The organism is Chryseobacterium sp. PMSZPI (assembly GCF_002835665.1).
Taxonomy (GTDB): Bacteria; Bacteroidota; Bacteroidia; order Flavobacteriales; family Weeksellaceae; genus Chryseobacterium.
The window spans coordinates 1-23,083 of record NZ_PIZV01000043.1 but is presented as its reverse complement, the minus strand read 5'-3'; the positions used below and the strand labels follow the sequence as shown (position 1 = coordinate 23,083).

The window sequence follows — 23,083 nt, the reverse complement described above, 5'->3', positions numbered from 1 at the left end:
CCTATATGCTCGTGGAAGTTGTCAATTTTGCAGCAGGATTTGGGCTTGTCATGCTTTTGTTTGCCTTAATGTTTAAAGTACTTCCTGATGTATTGATTACCTGGAAGTCTGTATGGAGAGGGGCTTTCCTAACAACCCTTTTATTTACTTTGGGTAAATTTTTATTAAGTCTTTATTTCAGCCAATTAAAACCGACTTCTACTTTTGGAGCGGCTGGAACCGTCATATTAATCATGATGTGGATTAATTATTCCTGTATGCTGATATTTTTCGGAGCCAAATTTACCAAAGTTTATACTTACAAAAGAGGATATCCTGTTGTTCTTTCCAAACATGCAAGATGGAGCGCCGCCAAATTGTATGCGGATGGCTTGAAGCAGATGCAAGCTAAAAATGAGGAATCATAGATGATGAGTCTATATTACAATAAAAGTCATCTTAAGAAATCAGGATTCTTCATTACGCTACGCTTCATTCAGAATGACAAACCACCCTTTTATGAATAGAAAACTCCTGAATTCTCAGGAGTTTTCTATTTTTTACATTCTGTTTACCGTTCCGATTCCCAGTAGTCCCAAAGACTTTTTAATCGTCTTGGCTGTGAGATCTGATAGATTCAAACGGAATTGCTTCATATTTTCATCATCCTGATTCAGGATCGGATTATTCTGATAGAAAGAATTGTACGATTTTACAAGATCATAAACATAATTGGCTACTAAAGCAGGACTTAATGTTTCCGCTGACTTGGCCACTACTGTCTTAAAGTTAGCTAATTGCATAATCAATTCTTTCTCGAATTGATTTAAAACAACATCAGTAGTTTCTTTCTGTGCATAATCTGCTTTAGACAATAACGATTGGATACGAGCATAGGTATATTGGATAAATGGTCCCGTATTTCCATTGAAATCAATACTTTCTGCCGGATTGAAAAGCATTTTTTTCTTAGGATCAACTTTCAGCATGAAGTATTTCAACGCACCCAGACCTACCGTTTCGTAAGACACTTCTTTATCTTCGTCAGATAACGTTTCCAGTTTACCAAGTTCCTGTGCTTTAGATTTTGCCGTTGCATACATCTCTTCCATCAAATCATCTGCATCCACAACAGTTCCTTCACGAGATTTCATTTTACCTTCAGGAAGTTCTACCATTCCGTAAGAAAGGTGATACAGCTGATCCGCCCATTCGTAACCTAATTTCTTTAAGATTTTAAATAAAACCTGGAAGTGATAATCCTGTTCATTTCCTACAGTATAAATCAGCTTTTGAATATCATTTTGTTTGAAACGTTCAACAGCCGTTCCCAAATCCTGAGTCATATATACTGAAGTACCATCTGAACGTAATAATAATTTCTGATCAAGACCTTCATCCGTCAAATCACACCATACAGAACCATCTTCTTTTTGATATAAAACCCCTTTATCCAAACCAGCCTGAATAAGGTCCTTTCCTAAAATGTAAGTATTACTCTCATATTGAACCTGATCAAAGTCTACTCCTAATCTCTTATATGTTTCATTAAATCCTTTGTATACCCACGAATTCATTTCCGCCCAAAGTGTTCTTATTTTATCATCTCCACTTTCCCAGTCTACAAGCATCTTCTGAGCTTCTTTCATTACAGGTGCATCTTTTTTAGCCTGCTCTTCTCCTATACCTTGTTCTACAAGTTTTGCAATTTCTTTTTTGTAGTTTTTATCAAATTCTACATAATAGTTTCCTACAAATTTATCACCTTTAGTATGGGTTGTTTCAGGAGTTTCTCCATTTCCGAATTTTTCCCAAGCCAACATGGACTTACAGATATGAATTCCTCTATCATTAATGATTTGAGTTTTGATCACATCATATCCCGCTTCTTTTAAAATTTGCGCTACAGAAAATCCTAATAAATTATTTCTGATATGCCCCAAGTGTAACGGTTTGTTGGTATTAGGTGAAGAGTACTCTACCATTACCGTAGCATTCTTCTTTTCTATTGTTGAAAAACCATTGCTAACCGATCTAAAATTATCAACAAACAATTCGTTCTTTACTTTAACATTAAGAAAACCTTTCACCACATTAAAGCTTTCGAATATTTCCGTTTGTTCTGTTAAAGCCTCACCTAATTCAATCCCTATATTTTCAGGATTTTTCTTCAATTGTTTTACCAACGGAAAAGTAACAATAGTAAAGTCACCTTCAAATTCCGTTTTATTTTCCTGAACTTCCAGCTTGATGTCTTTTAATTGAAATACATTTAAAATAACCTCCGAAAGTTTCTCTTCTATAATATCTTTAATATTCATGTTCTTACATTCAATTTTAATGGCCAGAGATAGAATATTTTTTCATAATATCTTATCTCAGAATTTTGAAGTACAAATATACGGAAATAAAAAAACCGCCCGAAGGCGGTTTCTTTCTAAAATAAATATTTTATTCTTTTCTATATACCAGAATTGCTTCATCATTTCCTGGTACATTCTCCAAGTTTTTGCTATTGTCAAGTATTCTGAGTTCAGTAGAATAAAAACTTTTTTGAATTGTATTAAGGGCATTCTACCGGATAACATCTTTTTTTAATAGGATCCCAGCATCCACCTGGTACTACACACCATTCTGGCGCATTACCTCCGTTAATCTTTTTCAGATCTTGTTTTGACATTTTTTTTAAATTTTTCATAATAAAGTTTTTTTTATATGGTTAGTATATCCAATATAATGATAATTCATAAAATAGTATAGGATTTTAACACAAAATTTAACTCCTATTTCTTTAATATTCTAAAATAAAAGTCAACATAAACAAAAAACCGCCCGAAGGCGGTATATATGAATGTTGTTAAACATATGTGTTAGTTTTTATCCCAAAAAAGTTTTGTGGTTGCTTTATCTCCTCCGATTGCATTTGCAGCTGATGTAACATTAGCATTATTCACCACATACTCTTTGCTAGAATAAGGCATTCTATAAGGAACCCCTCCAATATATGATGATGGTGGAGCCTTAAGTACCGGATTATCTAATCTTCTTACAAAGTTCCATGCTGCGAATGGATTATTCCACATTGCCACCCATCCTTCATAGCCTATGGACTGTTTCCAGTTTGAAGCATTATATGGATTAGCAGCAATATATGTAGCAATATTTGTAGCTGACACTCCATTTTCAACCATTGAAGCTGTCACAGCAGCAGCATATAAACTTTCAGCTGTTTCTCCGATATTATATCCTCTCGCGGCAGCCTCTGCCTTTAAAAACAGTACTTCAGTGTAACTTAATAAATTAGCAGGTGCATTTCCTCCTAAAGAAGCGGGATTTATGTGAGAAAAATCAGCAAAAGTATTTAGAGTTCCATAAACGCCTCCTTCATACATACCATCTTTTAATGTAAAATACACAGCTCTCCTAGGATCTGATTTGGCATTCATTGGATTTACAATAACATTGGATGGTAAAAAATCACTTCTGCCAGATGCTACTAAATCATCAAATAAAGGATTGGTGAAGGTATTTCCATCAAATTTTAAAGAATAAGAATCAGCATTTGAATTGATTACCCCTCCATTTATGGCACTTTCTGCAACTGCCTTAGATTTAACAGGATCAACATCAGCAAGATTAATTGCTAATCTTAATTTTATTGAATTTGCAAGTTTGAGCCATTTATTCATATCCCCTTTATAAACAAGATCTTCAGAATAGCCCGTTTTAGCCACATGAATTTTTGATATTGCAGCGTCTAATCTGGAAATAAGATCTATATAAATTGTTTTAGCATCATCATACTTTGGTGATTTTATATTTTCAGCTTTTAAGGCCTCTTTATAAGGAACATTACCAAAGGTATCCACAATATTTTCCCAAACGAAAATGGATGCAATTTCTAAGGTCATTAATTTATTTTCAATAATTTCAGGATCAGCATTAATTTCCGACGGAAGGTCTTTCTTTGCCTGCTCAAGTGGAGCTAAAACATAAACATACATTCTTTCAAAATGATTTGCCGGCTGATCCCGAGTCGTTAAATTATAATTAGTTTCCTGAGTATAAGTCGTTTCTGTCCACTGCTGCGTAAAAAAACGATAATTATTATAATTCACACTCCCTGTATACATATAATAAAAACCTTGAAACATACTTGTTGCTAATAAATTCCCAGATGGTACGCTTGATGGATGCTTAGGGTCTTCATTTAGAGAAGTAATATCGCTTTGACATGAGTTCAACACCCATAATGAAGCAAAAATACCCCCTGTATATAATATTTTTTTGAAATTTTTCATTTTAAATAATTTGATTTTAGAATTTAAATGTAAAGTTTACTCCCAATTCCCTTGTGGTTGGTAAAGCCCCCACTGAAGAACCATATGAGTACAGTCCTCCCATTTGTGAAGACTCCGGATCAGCATAAGGAAGATTTTTGTGAATAATCCACAGGTTTCTTCCTATGATGGATACTTTGGCTTCATTCATAAAAGTATTAGCTAATACGCTTTTTGGAAAAGAATAGGTGATACTGGCTTCTCTTAATTTTACAAAAGATCCATCATACACAAATCTTTTATCTGGTACTATTGCGTAACCATCATATGGATTATTACCATATTCTAAAGGGTTTATTGCAGCAGCATTGACAGGAGTTGTATTTCTCTGACCGTTTGGATTAACACCTTCTAATATTGGTATATTTGTTCTATAGCCATCAACAGCTGTTTCTGGAAATAATCCACTTCCAAGTCCATAATACATATCCGATGAAAATACATCACCTCCCTTACGAACATCAATGAGGAAGCTCAATGAAAGATTCTTATATCTAAAAGAGTTTCTTATCCCGCCAGTCCATTTAGCTTGTACATTCCCAATGACCTTATTCTTTTCTGTTAAATAGTATCCTGTTGTAGGGTCAACAACTTTTTCTCCATTCAGATAAACATAATCCTTTCCATAAATATCTCCCCACTGATTCCCAACTGAAGCTACAATAGAGGCTCCACCTACTAAGCCTACTAATTGATAAACTTGTAATCCTTCTTCCAATGAGACTACTTTATTTCTATTTCTTGCCCAGTTTACATCTATATCCCAAGAAAAATCTGTCGTCCTTATAGGATTTACACCTAGATGCAGCTCGACACCTTTGTTGTTAATCTGGCCAGCATTAATCGCTGCAGCAAGCTTTCCTGACCCCGCAGAGATATCAGGCGTAATAAGCTGATCAAATGTTTTTGTATCATAATAAGCACCATCAAAAATAATTCTATCCCTTAAAAAATGAACTTCAGTTCCAAATTCAAACTCTCTGGAACGTTGAGGTTTTAGATTTTCATTTTTTAAAATTGTCTGTGGTCTGTAAATATTTATATTTCCATTTCCTGTATTAAAATACCCGGCTGTATAATATGAATATTTCAATTGATATGAATCTGCTGTTCCTCCAACTTCAGCATAATTACCTCTTACCTTCCAGAAATTCATTACTGATTTTTGAGTTTTTAAAAGCTCTGAAAGAATTACGGAACCTGAAATTGAACCATAAGTATACTTATTATTTCCATTGGGTAAAGTTGAAGTCACATCTCTTCTTATTGTTCCATCTAAATAAAATACTTTATTAAAATCAAACGAAGCTGTAGCATATAAGCTATTCGTTTGTACAGTAGCTTCGAATTCTACAGGATTTAATAATGGAGCTTTTGAATTATCCAATGAGTAATATCCTCGTTTAATTAAACCTCCTTCCGTAGATGCTTCAATAGAACTTTGGCGGTTTCTTCTTACATTTCCTCCTACAATACCGCTAATATTTAACCAAGATGTAAGATCATATTTATAATTTGCAAATAAATCATAGTTTATCTCACTCCTTTTCAAATCATATCTGTGATAACCGGAACCAATTGCTTTTCCTGAAACTCCAAACCTTTGTGGATAAGAACCTTCAGCTAATCTTCTTTCAAAAACCAGATTAGTATTATCATAACTTAATTTACCCGTAATATTTATATGATCATCTACATCATAAGTTAATTGAACATATGAAAAAGTTCTCGTTCTATCATCGGTTGAATAATTTTGATATCTCTGAAAATATGGATTATTCCAAAAAGCAGGCCTTCCGTTTGATGCACTTATTCTATTCCACGTTACATTTCCATAATTATTATCCACCGTGGGATTTCCCACATTATTTATGTATGCATTTTTCAAGGCTACTAAATCAACATTAGTTTGCCACCATTGTCTAAATCCCGTAACTATATTATCATTATAACCAGTCTCCGTTCTCCCCGTTGTTCCTTGAATTGTCAAAGTTGAATAAACTGTAGCGTGAAGTTTAGAATTCAGGTCATAATTAATTTTTGTGGAAATAGTATTTTTCCTTAAATCCGAATTGGGCAACAAACCATTAGAAAGATTATTATCATAGGTCAAATTAAAATTAAATCCTTTGCTTCCTTTAGACAAGGAAATGGAATTAATAAACGACATTGGTGTTTCAAAAAACTTAAGTGGGCCATTTTTAGCAGCTACCCAAGGGGTTGCTTTCTTGTAATTTGGGGATGTTGGATCAAAAGAGTCCCACTGATAAACCAATAAATTAGGATTAAACTCTGGTCCCCAAGACGCATCTTCTCCAAAATTAGCATTTTTTTTACCACCAGGTCCAGTTCCATAATAGAATGATGGATCATAACCTGCTCCATATCTATCTTGATATTTTGCAAAAGTAGATTTATCGATAAACCCAGCTTGAACTGAAGAAGATAGGGTCACTCCCCAAGAATCATCTTGTTTTCCTTTTCCATTTTTCGTAGTAATAACAATTACTCCATTAAGTCCTCTTTCTCCGTATAAAGCAGAAGCTGCAGCTCCTTTTAACACATTTACAGATTCAATATCTTCTTGATTGATATCTGATAAAGCATTCCCTAAATCAAATCCTCCATTCTCATTCCCAAAAGAAGTAGTAGAATTGTTAACAGGGGAACCATCAATTACAACTAAAGGGTTACTCCCTCCTAAGGATTTAATACCTCGAATAACCAAATTAGAAGAACCTCCAAAGTTAGAGGTACTTGTTACATTTAAGCCTGCAACTTTCCCTGACAACTGAGAGGCAATGTTTCCTGTATTAGTAGTTCCTCCGAAAAGTTCACTTGATTTTACTTCCTGGGAAGCATATCCCAAAGATTTTTTCTCTCTTTTAATTCCGAGTGCAGTCACAACAACTCCCTCGATCTCTTTTGTTTTCATGGTATCTTTCTTCTGTTGCGCATTTGTGACCGCTATGGAAGAAGTCAACACCAAAACAAGGAGGCTTGTTTTTAGTTTCTTCATATCAAAATAATTTTTGTATCCGCACAAATTTGTTAAACTTTCTTAATATGTCAAAGAGAAAAAAGAAAAAAAATACAAAATCATCAATAAAAAGGAATAAACAATAAAGAATAGTTAAAAAAATAAATTAAAAATTAAAAAAATAAGAATAAATACAAAGTTTTAAGAATCAAAAAGAATAGTTTTTTTAGTAAATCCAAGTACATATTCACCTAAAAACGCCATGAACAACCAAACACAAATAAAAAAAATTAACCCGGACTCCAATAAACCGACAAGTAAATTTTATTCAAAAAAATAAAATTACGGCATAAAAAAACCGCCCGAAGGCGGTATATATGAATGTTATTAAAATATGTATTAAAATTTATCCCAGAAAAGTTTTGTAGTAGCTTTATCACCTCCGATTTTAGCACCGGCAGCTTTAACATTAGCTCCATTCAAAACATATTCCTGATCAGAATAAGGCATTCTGTATGGTACAGAAGACAAGTTAGATTTTGGAGGGTTTACAAGAATTGGATAGTCCAAACGTCTTGTAAAATTCCAGCTTGCAAATCCTTTGTTGAACATTGCAATCCATGCCTGAACACCTATAGATTGTTTCCAATTAGATGCATTAAAAGGATTAGCAGCTAAATACGTTGTTGTGTTGGCAGCACTCACTCCATTTTCTCTCATAGATTCTGTAACCGCAGCAGTATAAAGGTCCGCAGCAGTACCTCCTGCAGAGTATCCTCTTGCAGCAGCTTCAGCTTTTAAGAATGCTACTTCCGCATAGCTTAATAAATTTGATGCTGTTGTTGCCCCTCTAAAGTAAGAAGTTAATTGAGAGAAGTTTGTATATGGATCATTTAGTTCTCCGAAAACACCTCCTTTATATACTCCTCCTACTTTTGTAAACCAAACACTCATTCTTGGATCCGAAACAGCGTTCATGGTATTAATAGCCAACTCACTCGGTATAAAATCATTTCTATTGGAAGCTACTAAATTATCAAATACAGGGTTTGAAAATGTATTTCCATCATATTTAAGTTTATAAGCTTCATCATCAGAAGAAATTACACCACTTGTAATGGCAGTTTCAACTGTAGATTGTGCCAATGCAGGATCCACGTCTGCTAAATTCATACCTAATCTTAACTTGATAGAGTTCGCAAATTTGGCCCACTTGTTCATGTTCCCTCCGTAAATCAAATCAGTACTATACCCATTAACAGAAGGCTTTATTGTTGCAGTAACATCATTGATTCTTTTAATCAAATCAAGATAAATAGTTTTAGCATCATCATATTTGGGTGTTAGATTTTCATCAGGTTTAAACGCATCGGAATATGGAATATCACCATAAGTATCCACTAGATTCTCCCAAATAAAAATTTCTTCAATTTCTAAGGTCGCCAATTTATTGATTCGTACATTTTCATCTGTCTCTACTTCATTTTTCAGATTCATTTTTGCCTGTTTCAGATTATTAATACTGTAAACATACATTCTGTTAAAATGATTACGAGGCTGATTACGAGTCACTAAATTATATTGACTCTCATCCGGATACTGAGTTTCCGCCCATTGCTGTGTGAAGAATCTGTAATTATTAAAATTCACACTAGGATTATCCATATAATAAGACGACTGATATACAGCCGTAGCTAATAAATTTTCAGATGGCAGAATTGATGGATGTTTAGGATCATCATTAAGAGAAGTTAAATCACTTTGACATGAAGTTAAACCCAACCCAACGCATGCAGCCACCAAACTTATTTTTATAATATTTTTCATTTTTAAAGTAATTTAGAATTTAAATGTTACATTAATACCCAGATCTCTTGTCGTTGGCATCGCACCAATTGACCATCCATAGGAATTAAGTCCTCCACCAACCATGGCTTCCGGATCTGCATATGGTAAATTTTTATGGATAATCCATAAGTTTCTTCCTACGATTGAAATTTTTGCATCATAAATTTTCGTTCCTGCTAATAACGATTTAGGAAGCATATATCCAATACTTGCCTCTCTTAGCTTAATGAAAGAACCATCATAAACAAATTCTCTGGAAGGCTGTGTTTTATATCCCATAGCACCATTGTTATCAAAAGGTGATAATTGGATATTATTTGGAGTCCCATCAGGAAGAACACCAGCCAAAACAATAGGTTTATCCCTATAATCTCCAATAGCAGTTTCTTTATAAAGACCTGAAGATAATCCGTAATACATATCGGTTGAGAATACATCTCCTCCCTTACGCATATCAATTAAGAAACTTAAAGAGAATCCTTTATAACTGAAACTGTTTCTAATACCACCAATCCAGTCCGGAGTAGTATTACCAATCACCTGGTTAGGATTTTGTAAATATTTTCCAGTATTCGGATCAATCACTTTTTGCCCGTTTACATAAGTATAATCAGAACCAATTAATGTTCCCCAAGCTTCACCTTCTCTAGCATTTAAAGAAACTCCTCCCTGGAAACTATTAACCAAAAGGTTTGTAATTCCCGGATATAGGCTTACCACCTGGTTTTTGTTCTTCGACCAGTTAACATCAACATTCCAAGTAAAATCTTTTGATTTTATTGGTACTAAACCTAATTGCACTTCAACACCGCTATTATCAATTCTACCCGCATTAAACACTTTACCCGTATAGCCTATAGCAGCTGATGTAGGAAGTGGTGAAGCAGTTGAAAAAATCTGATTAATAGTTTTTGTTTTGTAATAAGCAAAATCAAGTGTTATTCTATCTCTCAAGAAATGAACCTCAGTACCTACTTCAAATTCCTTTGCTCTTTGTGGCTGTAGATTCAAGAAAGGTTCAGTTAAAATGGAATTATATATTCCCACTCCATTTAAAATCCCTGCTGCTCTATAGTTATTCATCAACTGATAAGGATCTGCTGTTCCCCCAACCTCTGCATAGTTTGCTCTTATTTTCCAGAAATTCATCCAACTTTTGGTATTCAAAATTTCAGACATAATTACCGCTCCTGTTACAGATGGATAATTATAAACATTATTACCTATATATAGTGTTGAGCTTTGATCCACCCTCCATGTTGCATCTAAATAGAACTTTTTATAAAAGTCTAATGAAGCTGTTACATACCCTGAATTGGTTTGAGTAGTCCATTCAGTTTCATCAGTTGCCAGAGGAGATTTTCTAGAGTTTGATAGCGCATAAATACCAGGCACGATTAATCCTCCTTCTGTTGAAGCATATGTTGAATTAAAATAATTTCTTCTGATGTTTCCTCCTACAACCCCGGAAATATTAATATTATCCGTAATATCGAATTTATAATTCACCATTAAGTCATAGTTGGTTTCAGTTCTTAGGATATCACGTCTTGCATAACCGGAACCAATAGTATTATTTGACTGTCCAAAAGCCTGTGGCAGAGATCCAACAGCCAATCTGTTTTCAGCCATTAGATTCGATCTGTCATAAGAAACTTTTCCTGTAACTGAGATATTATCAAGTAAATCATACGTTACCTGTGCATAAGTAAAGTTTCTGAATCTTTTATCTGAAGTATAGTTTTGATATGCCTGGAAATATGGGTTGTTCCAATAAGCAGCAGCCCCATTAGCAGCAGATTTTCTGTTCCATGTAACGTTACCATAGTTATTTGCTGCACTGGCAACACTAGGATTAATATTTGCAAGATATGCTTGCTCAAGATCTTTAAGGTCTACATTGGTTTGCCACCATTGTCTGAAACCAGTCATCGGGTTATTAGAATATCCCGTAATACTTCTACCTTTTGTATCCTGCAAGGTCATTGTAGAATAAAAAGTAGAGTGTAGTTTAGGTGTCAAATCATAATTAACCTTTAAGGAGAAATTATTTTTATTAAGATGAGAGTTAGGTATTAACCCATCAGACATCATATTGTCATAAGTAAAACTAATATTTTTCCCTTTTTGTCCTTTTTCTAATGTTACACTATTAATGTATGACGCCGGGTTGTTGAAAAACTTGATCGGTCCATTTTTAGCAGCCACCCAAGGAGTTGCTTTTCCATAATTAGGAGATGATGGATCGTATGAATCCCATTGATAAACTAACAAGTTTGGATCAAATTTTGGTCCCCAAGAGGCATCAGCATTAAAGTTAGCATTGTTTAAGCCATTAGCTGCCTGTGTTCCAAATTTTTGAGAATAACCTGCTCCATATCTTGTTTGATATTCCGGGAAAGTAGATTTATCAATAAATCCTACCTGTATAGCAGATGAGAATGTAACACCCCACGATCCATCATCTTTTCCTTTCCCATTTTTAGTGGTAATAACAATAACCCCATTTAATCCTCTTTCACCATACAAAGCAGAAGCTGCCGCCCCTTTTAATACGTTGATAGATTCAATATCTTCCTGGTTAATATCAGAAAGTGCGTTACCGTAGTCAATATTTTTTTCCTGTGTATTAGCATTATTAACAGGTGATCCATCAATAACAATTAACGGGTTACCTCCTCCTAATGTTTTCATCCCTCTGATAAGTAGATTGGAAGAACCACCAAAATTATTATTTGTAGTAACACTAAGCCCTGCTACCTTACCAGATAATTGCGCTGCAATATTTCCGGTATTTGTCGTTCCGTCTGAAAGCGCACCCGCCTTAATTTCCTGGGAAGCATATCCCAAAGATTTTTTCTCTCTCTTGATCCCAAGCGCAGTTACTACTACCCCTTCGATTTCTTTTGTCTTGACTGTATCCTTTTTTACCTGAGCATTAGCAATAGCAAAAGAGGAAGACAATACCAAAACAAGAAGACCTGTTGTTAGTTTCTTCATATCTAATCTAAATTAATTTTGTACCGTACAAATTTGTAAAACTTTATTAATAAGACAAAGGAAAATTTAAAAAAATTATCATTTGTTTAAAAATCAAGAAAAAAACTCAAGAAAAAAATAATAAATTAAGTTAAAAAAATATTTTTTAACAAAAATCACACAAATAAATATTATTTTTTTTCCAGAAACAATAACGATCAAAAAAATTGATATTATCTATATAAAGTTTAAACAACAACCATAATAATAACCTAAAAATCAATAAATTGAATCAAAAATCAACGAAACAACTAAACTATTCATATAAAAATACAATGCAATGCATATTAATTTTTTAAACAACACTTTCCTCCTAAAAAGGTCTTAAAAATAAAAAACCGCCCGAAGGCGGTTTGTATGAATATTATATAAAAATTAAATATTAGTTAACATCCCAGAATATTTTGGTTGTTAATTTATCCCCACCAATAGATGCACCTGCCGCCGCACTATTAGAACCGTTTGTTGTAGCTTCTGCAGGAGGATACTGGAGCCTCACCGGAACCTTACCTCCAGCATTTGGAATCGCTGTAGTAGGAGCAATTAGTTGCGGATAATCTAACCTTCTATAAAAATTCCAAGAAGTTACAGCTTGATTATACATCGCTACCCAAGCCTGCTCTCCAATTGACTTCTTCCAGTTGGAAGAATCATATGGATGAGCCACTAAATAAGCAGCAGCATCTGAAGCTTTTCCCCAATCAGTAAAAGAAGAAGTAACTGCTGTATTATATAATGTTGCAGGACTTCCACCAATTCCCCATCTTGCCGCAATTTCAGCTAAATAAAAAGCAACTTCAGTATAACTCAAAAGAATTCCAGGAGTAACAGCATCCCTGGTGAAGGTACCAGGTTTTGAAAAACTAGCAAAAGCTCCCGGCGCTCCAATAGTCTGCCCAATATATTGACCATTAATTGGCCCTCTATAATACACACTTATTCTTGCATCGTTCGTATTCTTCATGTAATCCACCAACGTTTTTCCTGCAATAAAATCATTTCTAGTAGTAACCTCCTGGTAAACCGGATTTTCATTTGGTGATGAAGCCAGGTATTTAAATTTACAATCATCTGCTGATGAAGACATCACTCCTCCTGATATCGCCTGATTTATTGTAGATTGAGCCAAGCCCGGATTAACATCCGCTAAAGCTATTCCCAATTTAAGCAAAAGTGAATTACCAAACGTTTCCCATTTTCCTACATTCCCTTTATAAAAAATATCACCATCTCCAAAAGCATCTGAATCTTCAGATAAATTACTGATATCTGTTTTCAATCTTGAAATCAAAGAAGTGTAAATATCAGCAGCTTTATCATATTTAGGCAAAGGATAGGCATCTATATCTAAAGCTTGCGTATATGGAATATCACCATAAGTATCTACCAAAACCTGAAATGTGTATACCTGCATAATATCAATTACTGCTAATTGATTCTGTTTCACCCCCGGCCATGTCGCTTGTTCTTGAAAACTAGGCACATAAGCATTAATAGCTCTTTTTGCCTGGTCTAAATTCTTTAATACATTCACATAATTATCAATCCAAACATTATTAGAAACATTTCTATTGGTAAAATCATAATTACTTTCATTTACATAGATAGTCTCTTGCCAATATTGCATGGTTAATCGAAAGTTATTTTCGTTAACACTCGGAGTAGTCATATAGTCACTTAATTCTTTCTGTGCATATGTTATTAAGGCTTCCGGCGTTGTATTATATGTAGCATGTTGATCCGTATTTACATCATCAGCTGTTTGACATCCAATAAACAGCATCGTGACTAAGGATGTTAATATATATTTTTTCATGTCTTTTAAAAATTAATTTTCACATTTAACGAGATATTCCTTGTACTTGGAAGTGGGCCTGATTGATACCCTTGAATATTACCTGCCGACAAACCTGCTTCAGGATCTGAATAAGGTAAATTCTTGTGTATAATCCAGAGGTTATTTCCTATTAAACTCACAGACATTCCTTGTATAAATTTGGAATTAAAAATATTTTTATCAAACTTATACGTTATCGCTACTTCTCTAAGTTTTACAAAACTCGCATCATAAATATATGCAGATTGCGGAAGGTCCGTTTGTAAAACCTGGCTCGATTGAGACCTGTCTAATCTAATAGTATTTGGAATATAATGTCCAGGATTATTAGGATCTGCCATTACTCCCGGTTGGATGATTCCTCCCCCATTAGCCAATGTATTTCTTATTGGATTTCCAAGATCATTCAATCCTACAGATTCCGGATAAATACCTGTTCCATAACCGTACGCCTGGTCTAACGAGAATATTTTTCCACCTTGTCTCCAATCAATTAAAAAGCTCAATGATAAGTTTTTATAGGTAATCATATTACTCAAACCTGCACTCCATCTGGCCTGGAAACTTCCTTGACCATAGATCGCTTTATCTGTTACCAGGTAAGCTCCGTTTGGCCCTACAATTTTTTGTCCATTGGAATCATAAACAAAATCAGAAGTCCAGAGAGTACCGTAATCTCCATTTAAAGGCGCATTCACACTCGCTCCTCCTTGTAGCCTACCGATTGATATATTCTCAATACCTGGACTAAGTGCGGTTACTTTAGTCCAAGGGTTAGACCAGTTCAAATTAAGATCCCAGGAAAAATTGCTTGTTTTAATAGGCGTTACATTCACTGCTATTTCAAATCCTTTTGTAGTTAACTCACCGGCATTTTGAGTTTTAGCACTAGAACCTGTTGCATAAGAGACAGGCAAAGCAAGAATTTGATCATAAGCTTTATTTTGGAACCAAGATACATCGAAACCTAAACGGTTATTAAACATTTTCGCTTCAATACCAACTTCTAGATTTTTAAGTCCTTGAGATTTAAGATCAAAATTTCTAAGCACTGCATTATATGCATATACAGGAATATCTCCATAAGATGGCTGTGCAAAATATCGATTCAATAGTTGATCAGCAGCAGTATCAGACCCTACCTCTGCATACGCAGCACGAACTTTTCCAAAATTCAACCAACTTGCTTTTATCAAATTAGAAAAGACAACACTCGCTGATAAAGAAGGATACCAATATACCGCATGGTTACTTGGAAGTGCCGTAGACTGATCCCGTCTAAATGTACCTTCTAAATAGTAGGTATTTTTATACCCTAATGAAAGCTGAGCAAAAGCACCATAAACATATTTTGAAATATCAGAAATTAATGGTCTAGCAGGGTTCGATTTTGAATTAGCAATTGTATAGATTCCCGGAGTATACAATCCTCCGGATGTAGATTGTTGATTAGAAAATGCTTTTTGAACATTGATATTCCCTCCCACTAATGCACTAATATTCAAATCATCAGTTATATCCTTTTTATAAGTTGCAATAAGGTCATAATTGGTTTCATTAAATTTATAATTACTTAAGGCATATCCTGATGGCTGAGGAACAATATTCAACCCAAATGAATTTCCAACATATGACCCAACAGCCTTTCTTTCTTCAGTTATCATAGTATACCCATCAGTTCCCATTCTGAATAATAAGTTAAATTCTTTACTTATATCATAATTCAAGCTGAAGTTTCCTGCAAATCTATCTCTGGAATCATTCTGGTAGTTTTCATATCGCTGGAAGTATGGATTATCCCAAAATGCCGGTGACAAATCATCCGACCCATTAATATTCCAGGTATAATTCTTTTTATAAGTCCTGTACAGATAATCTAGATCTTTAATATCTACGTTTGTTGCCCACCACTGTCTAAAGTTAGTCATGATATTATCATTATAACCTGTAGTATTTCTTCCTTTTGTTTTCTGGGTAACATAGTTGGCATAAAAGTTCGCCGTTAATTTATCTGTTAATTTATAAGATGCATTACCACTAAAGTTATTTTTGATCAAAGAACTATTCGGCATAATATCAGAAGCATTTGTATTCGTATAGCTCAAACGATATGTAGCTCTATCGTCACCGCCGCTAAAAGCCAAACTGTTTACATTCGTCGCTCCCACATCAAAAAATTTGACAGGCCCATTTTTAGCTATTTGCCAAGGCGTTCTTTTACCTTCCGTAGGCGAACCTGGGGTGAATGCTCCGTATTGCCATACCGGCGATCCATCATAAGGAGACCCGTACGATGCATCATTTCCAAAATCTACAACTGGACTTCCACCTAAAGTTCCGGCAAAACTGGTTCCTCTATACCCTTGCCCATATTGCGTCTGATATTTTGGAAAAGTTGATTTATCCACAAAAGACATGGTCAGAGAGGTTGAAAACTCCATACCAATACCTTCTTTATTTTTCTTCCCTCTTTTGGTTGTAATAATGATAACCCCATTTTGCGCTCTGGATCCATAAAGAGCCGTTGCGGCGGCACCTTTAAGAACGTTAACCGTTTCTATATCATTAGGATTTATATCAGATATGGAACTACCATAATCATACCCTCCACCTCCGGTATTTTGGGACGTTGTATTGATATTTTTATTCAAGATAGGAATTCCGTCTACAACAAAAAGAGCCTGATTATCTCCTAATAGAGACTTATACCCTCTCGTTACAACATTGATGGATCCGCCAAAGTTGGTACTCTGTTTAATTTCTAAGCCGGCAACCTTACCGGAAAGGTTATTCAAAAAGTTGGTTGTTGGATTTTTATTGACGGCATCCCCTTTTACTTCTTGGGTAGCATAACCGAGAGATCTTTTCTCTCTTTTGATTCCAAGTGCGGTTACTACCACACCTTCAATTTCTTTTGTTTTTACAGTATCATTCTTCTTTTCTTGGGCATTCGCCATAGCCACAGAAGAAGTCAACGCCAACACAAGAAGACTGGTTGTTAGTTTCTTCATATTAAATTAGTTTTGTGATTTCACAAATTTGTAAAACTTTTCTAAAAACACAAAATAATTTCTTAAAAATTTATTAAAATTCAATAATCATCAATTAAAAAATACTAAAAATCATTAAATTAAGTTAAAAAAAGTTTTTTTAACAAAAACAAAAATAATTAATTGATATTATTTTTTTAAAACATCAATATGATCAATAATGAATAAATTTCTTAAAAAAATAAATACAAACACTTGACAAACAACACTATGCAAAATAAACATGATTTTATATTAAAAAATACAATGCTAAGCATATGTATTTTCCAAAGCACAATTCACCCTTAAACAGTCTTTAAATAAAAAAACCACCCGAAGGTGGTTTAAAATATATTGAAATTTGAAAGTAATTAAATTAGTTTCTTGCCCAGAACGGAGTATACTGATTTTTAGAGAATACATCCGAATTACTTATCGCAGGAATATTTTTTGCATTAGCAATATATTCCGAAAGAGGGTACATCAATCTATTTGGTTTTGGATTCGTTGCAATCGTTGCAGAAAGCGTAACAGGGAAACCTGTTTTAGTATAATCAAAGAATGACTGCTCAGGATTAACACCTGTTAATGCAATCCATTTTTGAGTCATGATAGCCTCCATTTTATTTGCATCAGTTCCTGTCCAGCCAAGACTTGGAATATTTTGTATAGCAGCAATATAAGCAGCAGAACCCGTTGCCCCAAAGAAGTTATAAGAAGCTGTAATAGCATCGCTAAAGTTTCCTGCAGCATTAGAAAAAAGACCAGGATATCTTAAAGCAGCTTCTGCTTGTAAAAATTTAGACTCAGCTCTGGTCATAATAGGACCTGATTTTGCAGATGCCATGTCAATATATTCTCTTGTAGAGCCAGGAGTCTTAGATCCAACTGTAATTCCGTAGTTAAATCTAGACACAGCAGTTCCTCCAGTAGGCACACCTGGTTGACCAGGCACATTACCTTGTCTGATTCCCAGAACTTTACCTCCTATAAGATTAAACATTCTTGCTCTTCTTCCGTCAACAATATTGTTAAACTTTTGATAAACAGGACGAGCATCATTTTCTGAATTTCCATTTAAAATAATTTGTATATTTTCTGATGCCACATTTTCAGAAAAATTATTTGCTCTAGTTCCTGAACTAAGATATACAAAATAGTTTGTAAATGGATTTTGTTGAGCATCATTCGCTGAAGAGTACCCAGGGTTCTCAAGTACATCTACATCAATAAACTGGGCACCACTAAGTTCCGCCAATTTTTGATCTCTAAATGCTGCCATACTTCCTGTAACATTAGACATTCTTAATAAATATCTTAGTTTTAAAGTATTGGCAAATTGTATCCATTTACCTGCATCACCACCAAAAACAATATCATTCTCCGGTTGTTCACCAACTCCTGATTTTAAAGTAGCAATAGCTGCATCAATATCAGCGATAGAGGCTTTATAGATATCTTCACCTTTATCATACTTAGGAGTCAACAAATTTTGTCCTTGGAATGCTTCTGAATAAGGCATATCCCCATAAAGGTCAGTTAAAATTTGAACATAATTAGCCTTCATAATTTTAGCCATTGCTTTATGCTGGATAAATTTATTTGTAGGATCATTATAAGAATTTATTTTGTCCAAGTTTGCCACTCCTCTAAATAAACCATCCCAAACCTCATTATAAAATATATTGGTTACATTAGGTTTATAATCATCTACAAAAGGAGCTCCATATACCAAAGAGTTACCTGCTGTAGCATTCATTACTACACTAGCGAATTTATTCAAAGTCCTTCCTTGCGCATAATAACAAGATGTAATTCCAACAGGAAGCATTTCATTAGGAGTCACCTGATCTAACGGGATATTGTTAGGATCATCATTAATATCAAGATATTTATCACAAGATACTGTAGTCAATATCATTGAGAGAGATAAAAATACTGTTGCTATTTTTATAATTTTCATATTTTTTAATTTATTAGAAAGAAACTTTTAAGTTAACACCAAAAGATCTTTGGGATGGATATTGACCTGTAATGGCAATTCCGGCACCATTACCACTTGAGTAAGCAGTTTCAGGATCCGCATAATTTCTGTTCTCTTTTGCATATACAAAGAATGGATTTCTAGCAAAGATCCCTACTGTAAGACTGTTAACAAAAGTTGAAGCTAGAACAGACTTAGGTAAATCATAAGACAATCCAATTTCTCTTACTTTGAACGCTGTCGCATCCAACACCATTGTTTCACCTAGTTTTTGCATAGCTTGTGATGTAAAATAATTTACAACACCATTATAGTCTGCTGTACCATTTACAGGGGTATTGTTGGCAACATATTGTCCATTAACTAATTGAACTGAATTTGGAACTACATAACCTTGCGATCTATCAAAACCTGCTGTGTCTTCTGTAAGCCCCGCAAACTGAAGAACGTTTTTCCCCATCGCAGCAAACTTACCTCCTTTACGGAAATCCATTGTTCCTGAAAGCGTAAAGTTTTTATATCTGATGTTTGTATTAAACGTAAGAGTATAATCAGGCGTTATCCTACCCATATTTTTGAACTTACTGTCAATAAGAGGAACTCCGGCTTTATCCACAATAATTCTTCCCTGATCATCTCTTTCAAAGCTTGTAGCTTTAAGAACAGTAAAGTCTTCTCCTCTAACTGCAAAAACCCCAATACCAAAACTTTGGTATGGTACCGCTATCGCTACTTCGTCTAATCCCTCAGGCAGCTCCAATACTTTAGATCTTGAACTTGCAAAACCTGCTCTCAAATTCCAAGTGAAATTTTGAGATTTAAATGGAGTTGCCCCTAAATCAATCTCAAAACCTCTCATTCTGGTTTTTCCAAAATTATCCTTCAACTTAGCCATTCCCGTTGTATTTGAAAGACTCGCATTGGTAATCAAATTCTGTGTATCAGACTGGTAGATTGATCCTTCAAGGGTAATACGGTCATTAAAGAATCCTAACTGAACATTCAAATCAGTCGTGTACATAAACTCTGGCTGAATGGTTCTATTTGTCGGGTTTGTATTGATCCCATAACCAAGCAATCCGTTAAAAGGATATCCTGACGGAGCAATTCCCACATTAGAAGTATCATAAGGTAAAATCCCTGAAGTATTTCCTACTTTCGTAAAACTTGGTGCAATTTTAATATGATTTACAATACCATTTTTCAATCCCTCGAAAGCTTTTGTTGGAATGAAAGAAAGACCAACTGAATAATATGGATACGGTTTGTTATGAAGCTCACCATTAAAATAAGTAGACAAAACAGAACTTTGTTCAACTCTAAGTGTTGAGTTTAAAAATAAATAGTCTTTGTATGATAAATCTAAGTTAGCAAATCCAGCTACAATTCTTCGTCTTGTCGTTGTGTTTTCAAATCCTAAATTATCTAAAACATTCGCTCCATTTCGATCTCCAGGCTGAATAAGGTTTTTAACATTTCGGATATCATACCATCCCGGAGCAATTAATCCTGACCCTCCCATTGCTCTTGAAGTGATGTAACTATCTTGAATATTATTACCAATGTTTAACTTTAAATTAATATCATCTGTAAGATCATAATTAAAGTTTAACATTATATCTCCATAATAACTTCTTGTACTCACTGTACGATTAATATAGTAAGAAGTAAAATCGGCATTTTGTGAATAATCCTGAATAGTTCCTCCATCTAATACAGTTCCAGTATTAGCATATACTCTTGTAGCCTTAAAACCGTCATCATGACTATCTTGTCTTACATTATTTAGAAATACATTTCCTGTATAAGTTAAATTAATATGTTTATTAAAATCATATTGTAATGATAGAATTCCTGACAAATAATCATTAATTGTTTTCCGTCTTGTATGTTCTATTTGATAATACGGATTCTTGGTAAAAGCAGAAAGAAATCCATCAATTCCGGAATTTTTGTATTTACGAATATCATTCATGGTAGGCATTTGGATGATATCATTATATAGATCAGAACTAGTTTCATCGATAATTTTACTAATGTAATTTACCGTCCCATCAATTCTTAGATTATCAAATTTCTTCCCCGCCTTAAATAAGAAACTGTTTTGTGTAAGCTTATCCTTATCAACAACGAAATTATTTTCTACTCTGTTAACGGATAATGTAGCATAAGAATCAGATCCTCCAGAAGTAACCGTTAAACCATTCTGTAAAATAAGTCCATTTTTGAAGAACTTGGCAAAATGGTTTTTTATCGGAGAATATCTTTCATAAATAAATTGATTATTATCCTGTGGAAGCCCTGAAGGCATCATCATTCCACCTATCCTGGGATCATTATACGCAGGTCCCCATGAGGTATTTTCCCATGGCACATAACTTGTCCCGTTAAAATCCGGATCTCCATTAGGATCAACCGCTTCACCAGGAACTCCTTTTCCATATTGTGTTTGCACCTTAGGGAACATAAAAGCCTGGGTCATTTCAACCGAATTAGTCAAAGTAAACTGAATCTTCTCGCTTTTCGTTCCTCTTTTGGTTGTTACTATAATCACTCCATTCACCCCTTGCTGTCCATAAAGAGCTGCTCCTTGCAATCCTTTAATAACATTCACATTTTCAATCATGTCAGGTGGAATCTGCGATAAAATGCTCGCACTAGAAATAACATTATCAATAACTATTAGAGCTTGGTTGTCTCCAGAAATAGATTTATTTCCTCTAATAACAATTCTACTTGTAGCACCAACACCATTATCAGTCTGGGTAATCTGTAATCCAGAAACCTTTCCTGTTAAGGCCTGTACCGCATTAGGTGAAGATGCTTGATTTAATTCTTTGGTTCCAACTACTTGCTGAGCATTAGTAATCGCATCAGCTTTCTTTTTTAAACCTAGAGCTCCTGTAACTACAATTTCTTCAATATTCTTAGTTTTTATTGTATCTCCCCCTCTATTTTGGGCATTAACAACAAAAAAAGATGAAGAAAGTGCTACAATAAGAACACTTGCTGTTAGTTTCTTCATGTTTAATTTTTGATTATTTTTTATAGAATACAAATATGTGAAACTTTCCCAAAATCACCAAAAATTTCGTTAAAATATTTAAAATACAGAAAATACAACTAAAAAAAACATCTTTAAATTGACAATAAACAATATAAAACTGGAATATTTTAAACAATGAACAACACACCAAAATCAACGATACAACAACCAAAACATAGCCTAAACATAGAGTACACATCGTAACGTAAGGAAAAGTAAAAATATAATAAATCCACTTTTTTATAAATTTCATATTTTTGTAATAAATAGAAGAAATAATTTATGGAGTTAATTAAAAATTGGTCAAATATTTACATTGAAGCAGGATGTGATGAGGTAGGAAGAGGCTGTTTAAGCGGACCAGTTGTTGCAGCAGCTGTCATTTTACATGATGATTTTGAGCAAAATCTGATTAATGACTCCAAGAAATTAACATTCAAAACCAGAATGGAACTGGACAGTTACATCAAGGATAATGTAAAAAATTATGCTATTGCAGAACTTCCACCGGCATTCATTGATGAACATAATATATTGAACGCTAGCATTCATGCTATGCATCGAGCTTTGGATAAATTAACCATAAGGCCAGAACTTATTTTGGTTGATGGGAATAAATTTCATCCATATAATTACATTCCGCACCAATGCATCATTAAAGGAGACTCTAAAGTATTATCCATTGCAGCAGCATCTATTCTTGCAAAAAACTACAGAGATACTTTAATGATTAAACTTCATCAAGAACACCCTGAGTACGGATGGGATACCAATTTTGGTTATGCCACAAAAAAACATCAGGAAGCTCTTATAAAATATGGTCCGACAAAGCATCACAGACAGTCTTTCAGACTCAAATATGATTAAAAAGTTGCGCATTATCAATTGTTAGATTATCAATATCTTCAATAAAATTTAAAATCTTGACTAGTCCTAAATAAGCGTTACAGATTAATAGGATAAAATTATTAATAAATTATAAGATAGTTGTCGGTTTATTT

The 23,083-nt window shown here is 34.1% G+C and carries 12 protein-coding genes; 2 read left to right on the top strand and 10 right to left on the bottom strand.

Going from position 1 to position 23,083, the window contains the following annotated elements; translation table 11 throughout:
• A partial coding sequence (locus CW752_RS08935; RefSeq protein ID WP_133121677.1) for a YihY/virulence factor BrkB family protein occupies positions 1-407 on the top strand: 407 nt, incomplete at its 5' end.
• Between the two features lie 132 nt (positions 408-539).
• Here CW752_RS08935 and argS read toward each other — a convergent pair.
• From argS to CW752_RS08890, 10 genes are all read right to left on the bottom strand, one after another.
• The gene (gene argS / locus CW752_RS08930) at positions 540-2,300 is read right to left on the bottom strand and encodes an arginine--tRNA ligase (RefSeq protein ID WP_101239381.1); all 1,761 of its coding nucleotides are present in this window, start codon (positions 2,298-2,300) and stop codon (positions 540-542) included.
• 242 nt (positions 2,301-2,542) lie between these two features.
• A complete protein-coding gene (locus CW752_RS17130) occupies positions 2,543-2,677 on the bottom strand; it encodes a bacteriocin-like protein (RefSeq protein WP_410493640.1) in 135 nt (44 codons plus the stop codon).
• A gap of 172 nt (positions 2,678-2,849) precedes the next feature.
• The gene (locus tag CW752_RS08925) at positions 2,850-4,280 is read right to left on the bottom strand and encodes a SusD/RagB family nutrient-binding outer membrane lipoprotein (protein WP_101239380.1); all 1,431 of its coding nucleotides are present in this window, start codon (positions 4,278-4,280) and stop codon (positions 2,850-2,852) included.
• A gap of 16 nt (positions 4,281-4,296) precedes the next feature.
• Positions 4,297-7,338, bottom strand: coding sequence for a SusC/RagA family TonB-linked outer membrane protein (locus CW752_RS08920; RefSeq protein ID WP_101239379.1), 3,042 nt, complete (start codon positions 7,336-7,338; stop codon positions 4,297-4,299).
• A gap of 360 nt (positions 7,339-7,698) precedes the next feature.
• Positions 7,699-9,126, bottom strand: a complete 1,428-nt coding sequence (locus CW752_RS08915) for a SusD/RagB family nutrient-binding outer membrane lipoprotein (protein WP_101239378.1) — start codon at positions 9,124-9,126, stop codon at positions 7,699-7,701.
• Between the two features lie 12 nt (positions 9,127-9,138).
• Positions 9,139-12,147 (bottom strand): SusC/RagA family TonB-linked outer membrane protein, encoded by a 3,009-nt coding sequence (locus tag CW752_RS08910; RefSeq protein ID WP_101239377.1) that lies wholly within the window; start codon positions 12,145-12,147, stop codon positions 9,139-9,141.
• Positions 12,148-12,568: 421 nt separating this feature from the next.
• Positions 12,569-14,002, bottom strand: a complete 1,434-nt coding sequence (locus CW752_RS08905; protein ID WP_101239376.1) for a SusD/RagB family nutrient-binding outer membrane lipoprotein — start codon at positions 14,000-14,002, stop codon at positions 12,569-12,571.
• A 5-nt stretch (positions 14,003-14,007) separates the two neighbouring features.
• A complete protein-coding gene (locus CW752_RS08900; RefSeq protein WP_101239375.1) occupies positions 14,008-17,034 on the bottom strand; it encodes a SusC/RagA family TonB-linked outer membrane protein in 3,027 nt (1,008 codons plus the stop codon).
• 394 nt (positions 17,035-17,428) lie between these two features.
• Positions 17,429-19,015, bottom strand: a complete 1,587-nt coding sequence (locus CW752_RS08895; RefSeq protein WP_101239374.1) for a SusD/RagB family nutrient-binding outer membrane lipoprotein — start codon at positions 19,013-19,015, stop codon at positions 17,429-17,431.
• Positions 19,016-19,028: 13 nt separating this feature from the next.
• Positions 19,029-22,061, bottom strand: a complete 3,033-nt coding sequence (locus tag CW752_RS08890; RefSeq protein WP_101239373.1) for a SusC/RagA family TonB-linked outer membrane protein — start codon at positions 22,059-22,061, stop codon at positions 19,029-19,031.
• 303 nt (positions 22,062-22,364) lie between these two features.
• On the opposite strand from CW752_RS08890, the gene CW752_RS08885 reads away from it, so the two are divergent.
• Entirely contained in the window at positions 22,365-22,949 is a 585-nt protein-coding gene (locus CW752_RS08885; protein ID WP_101239372.1) for a ribonuclease HII, read from the top strand.
• Positions 22,950-23,083: the final 134 nt, after the last annotated feature.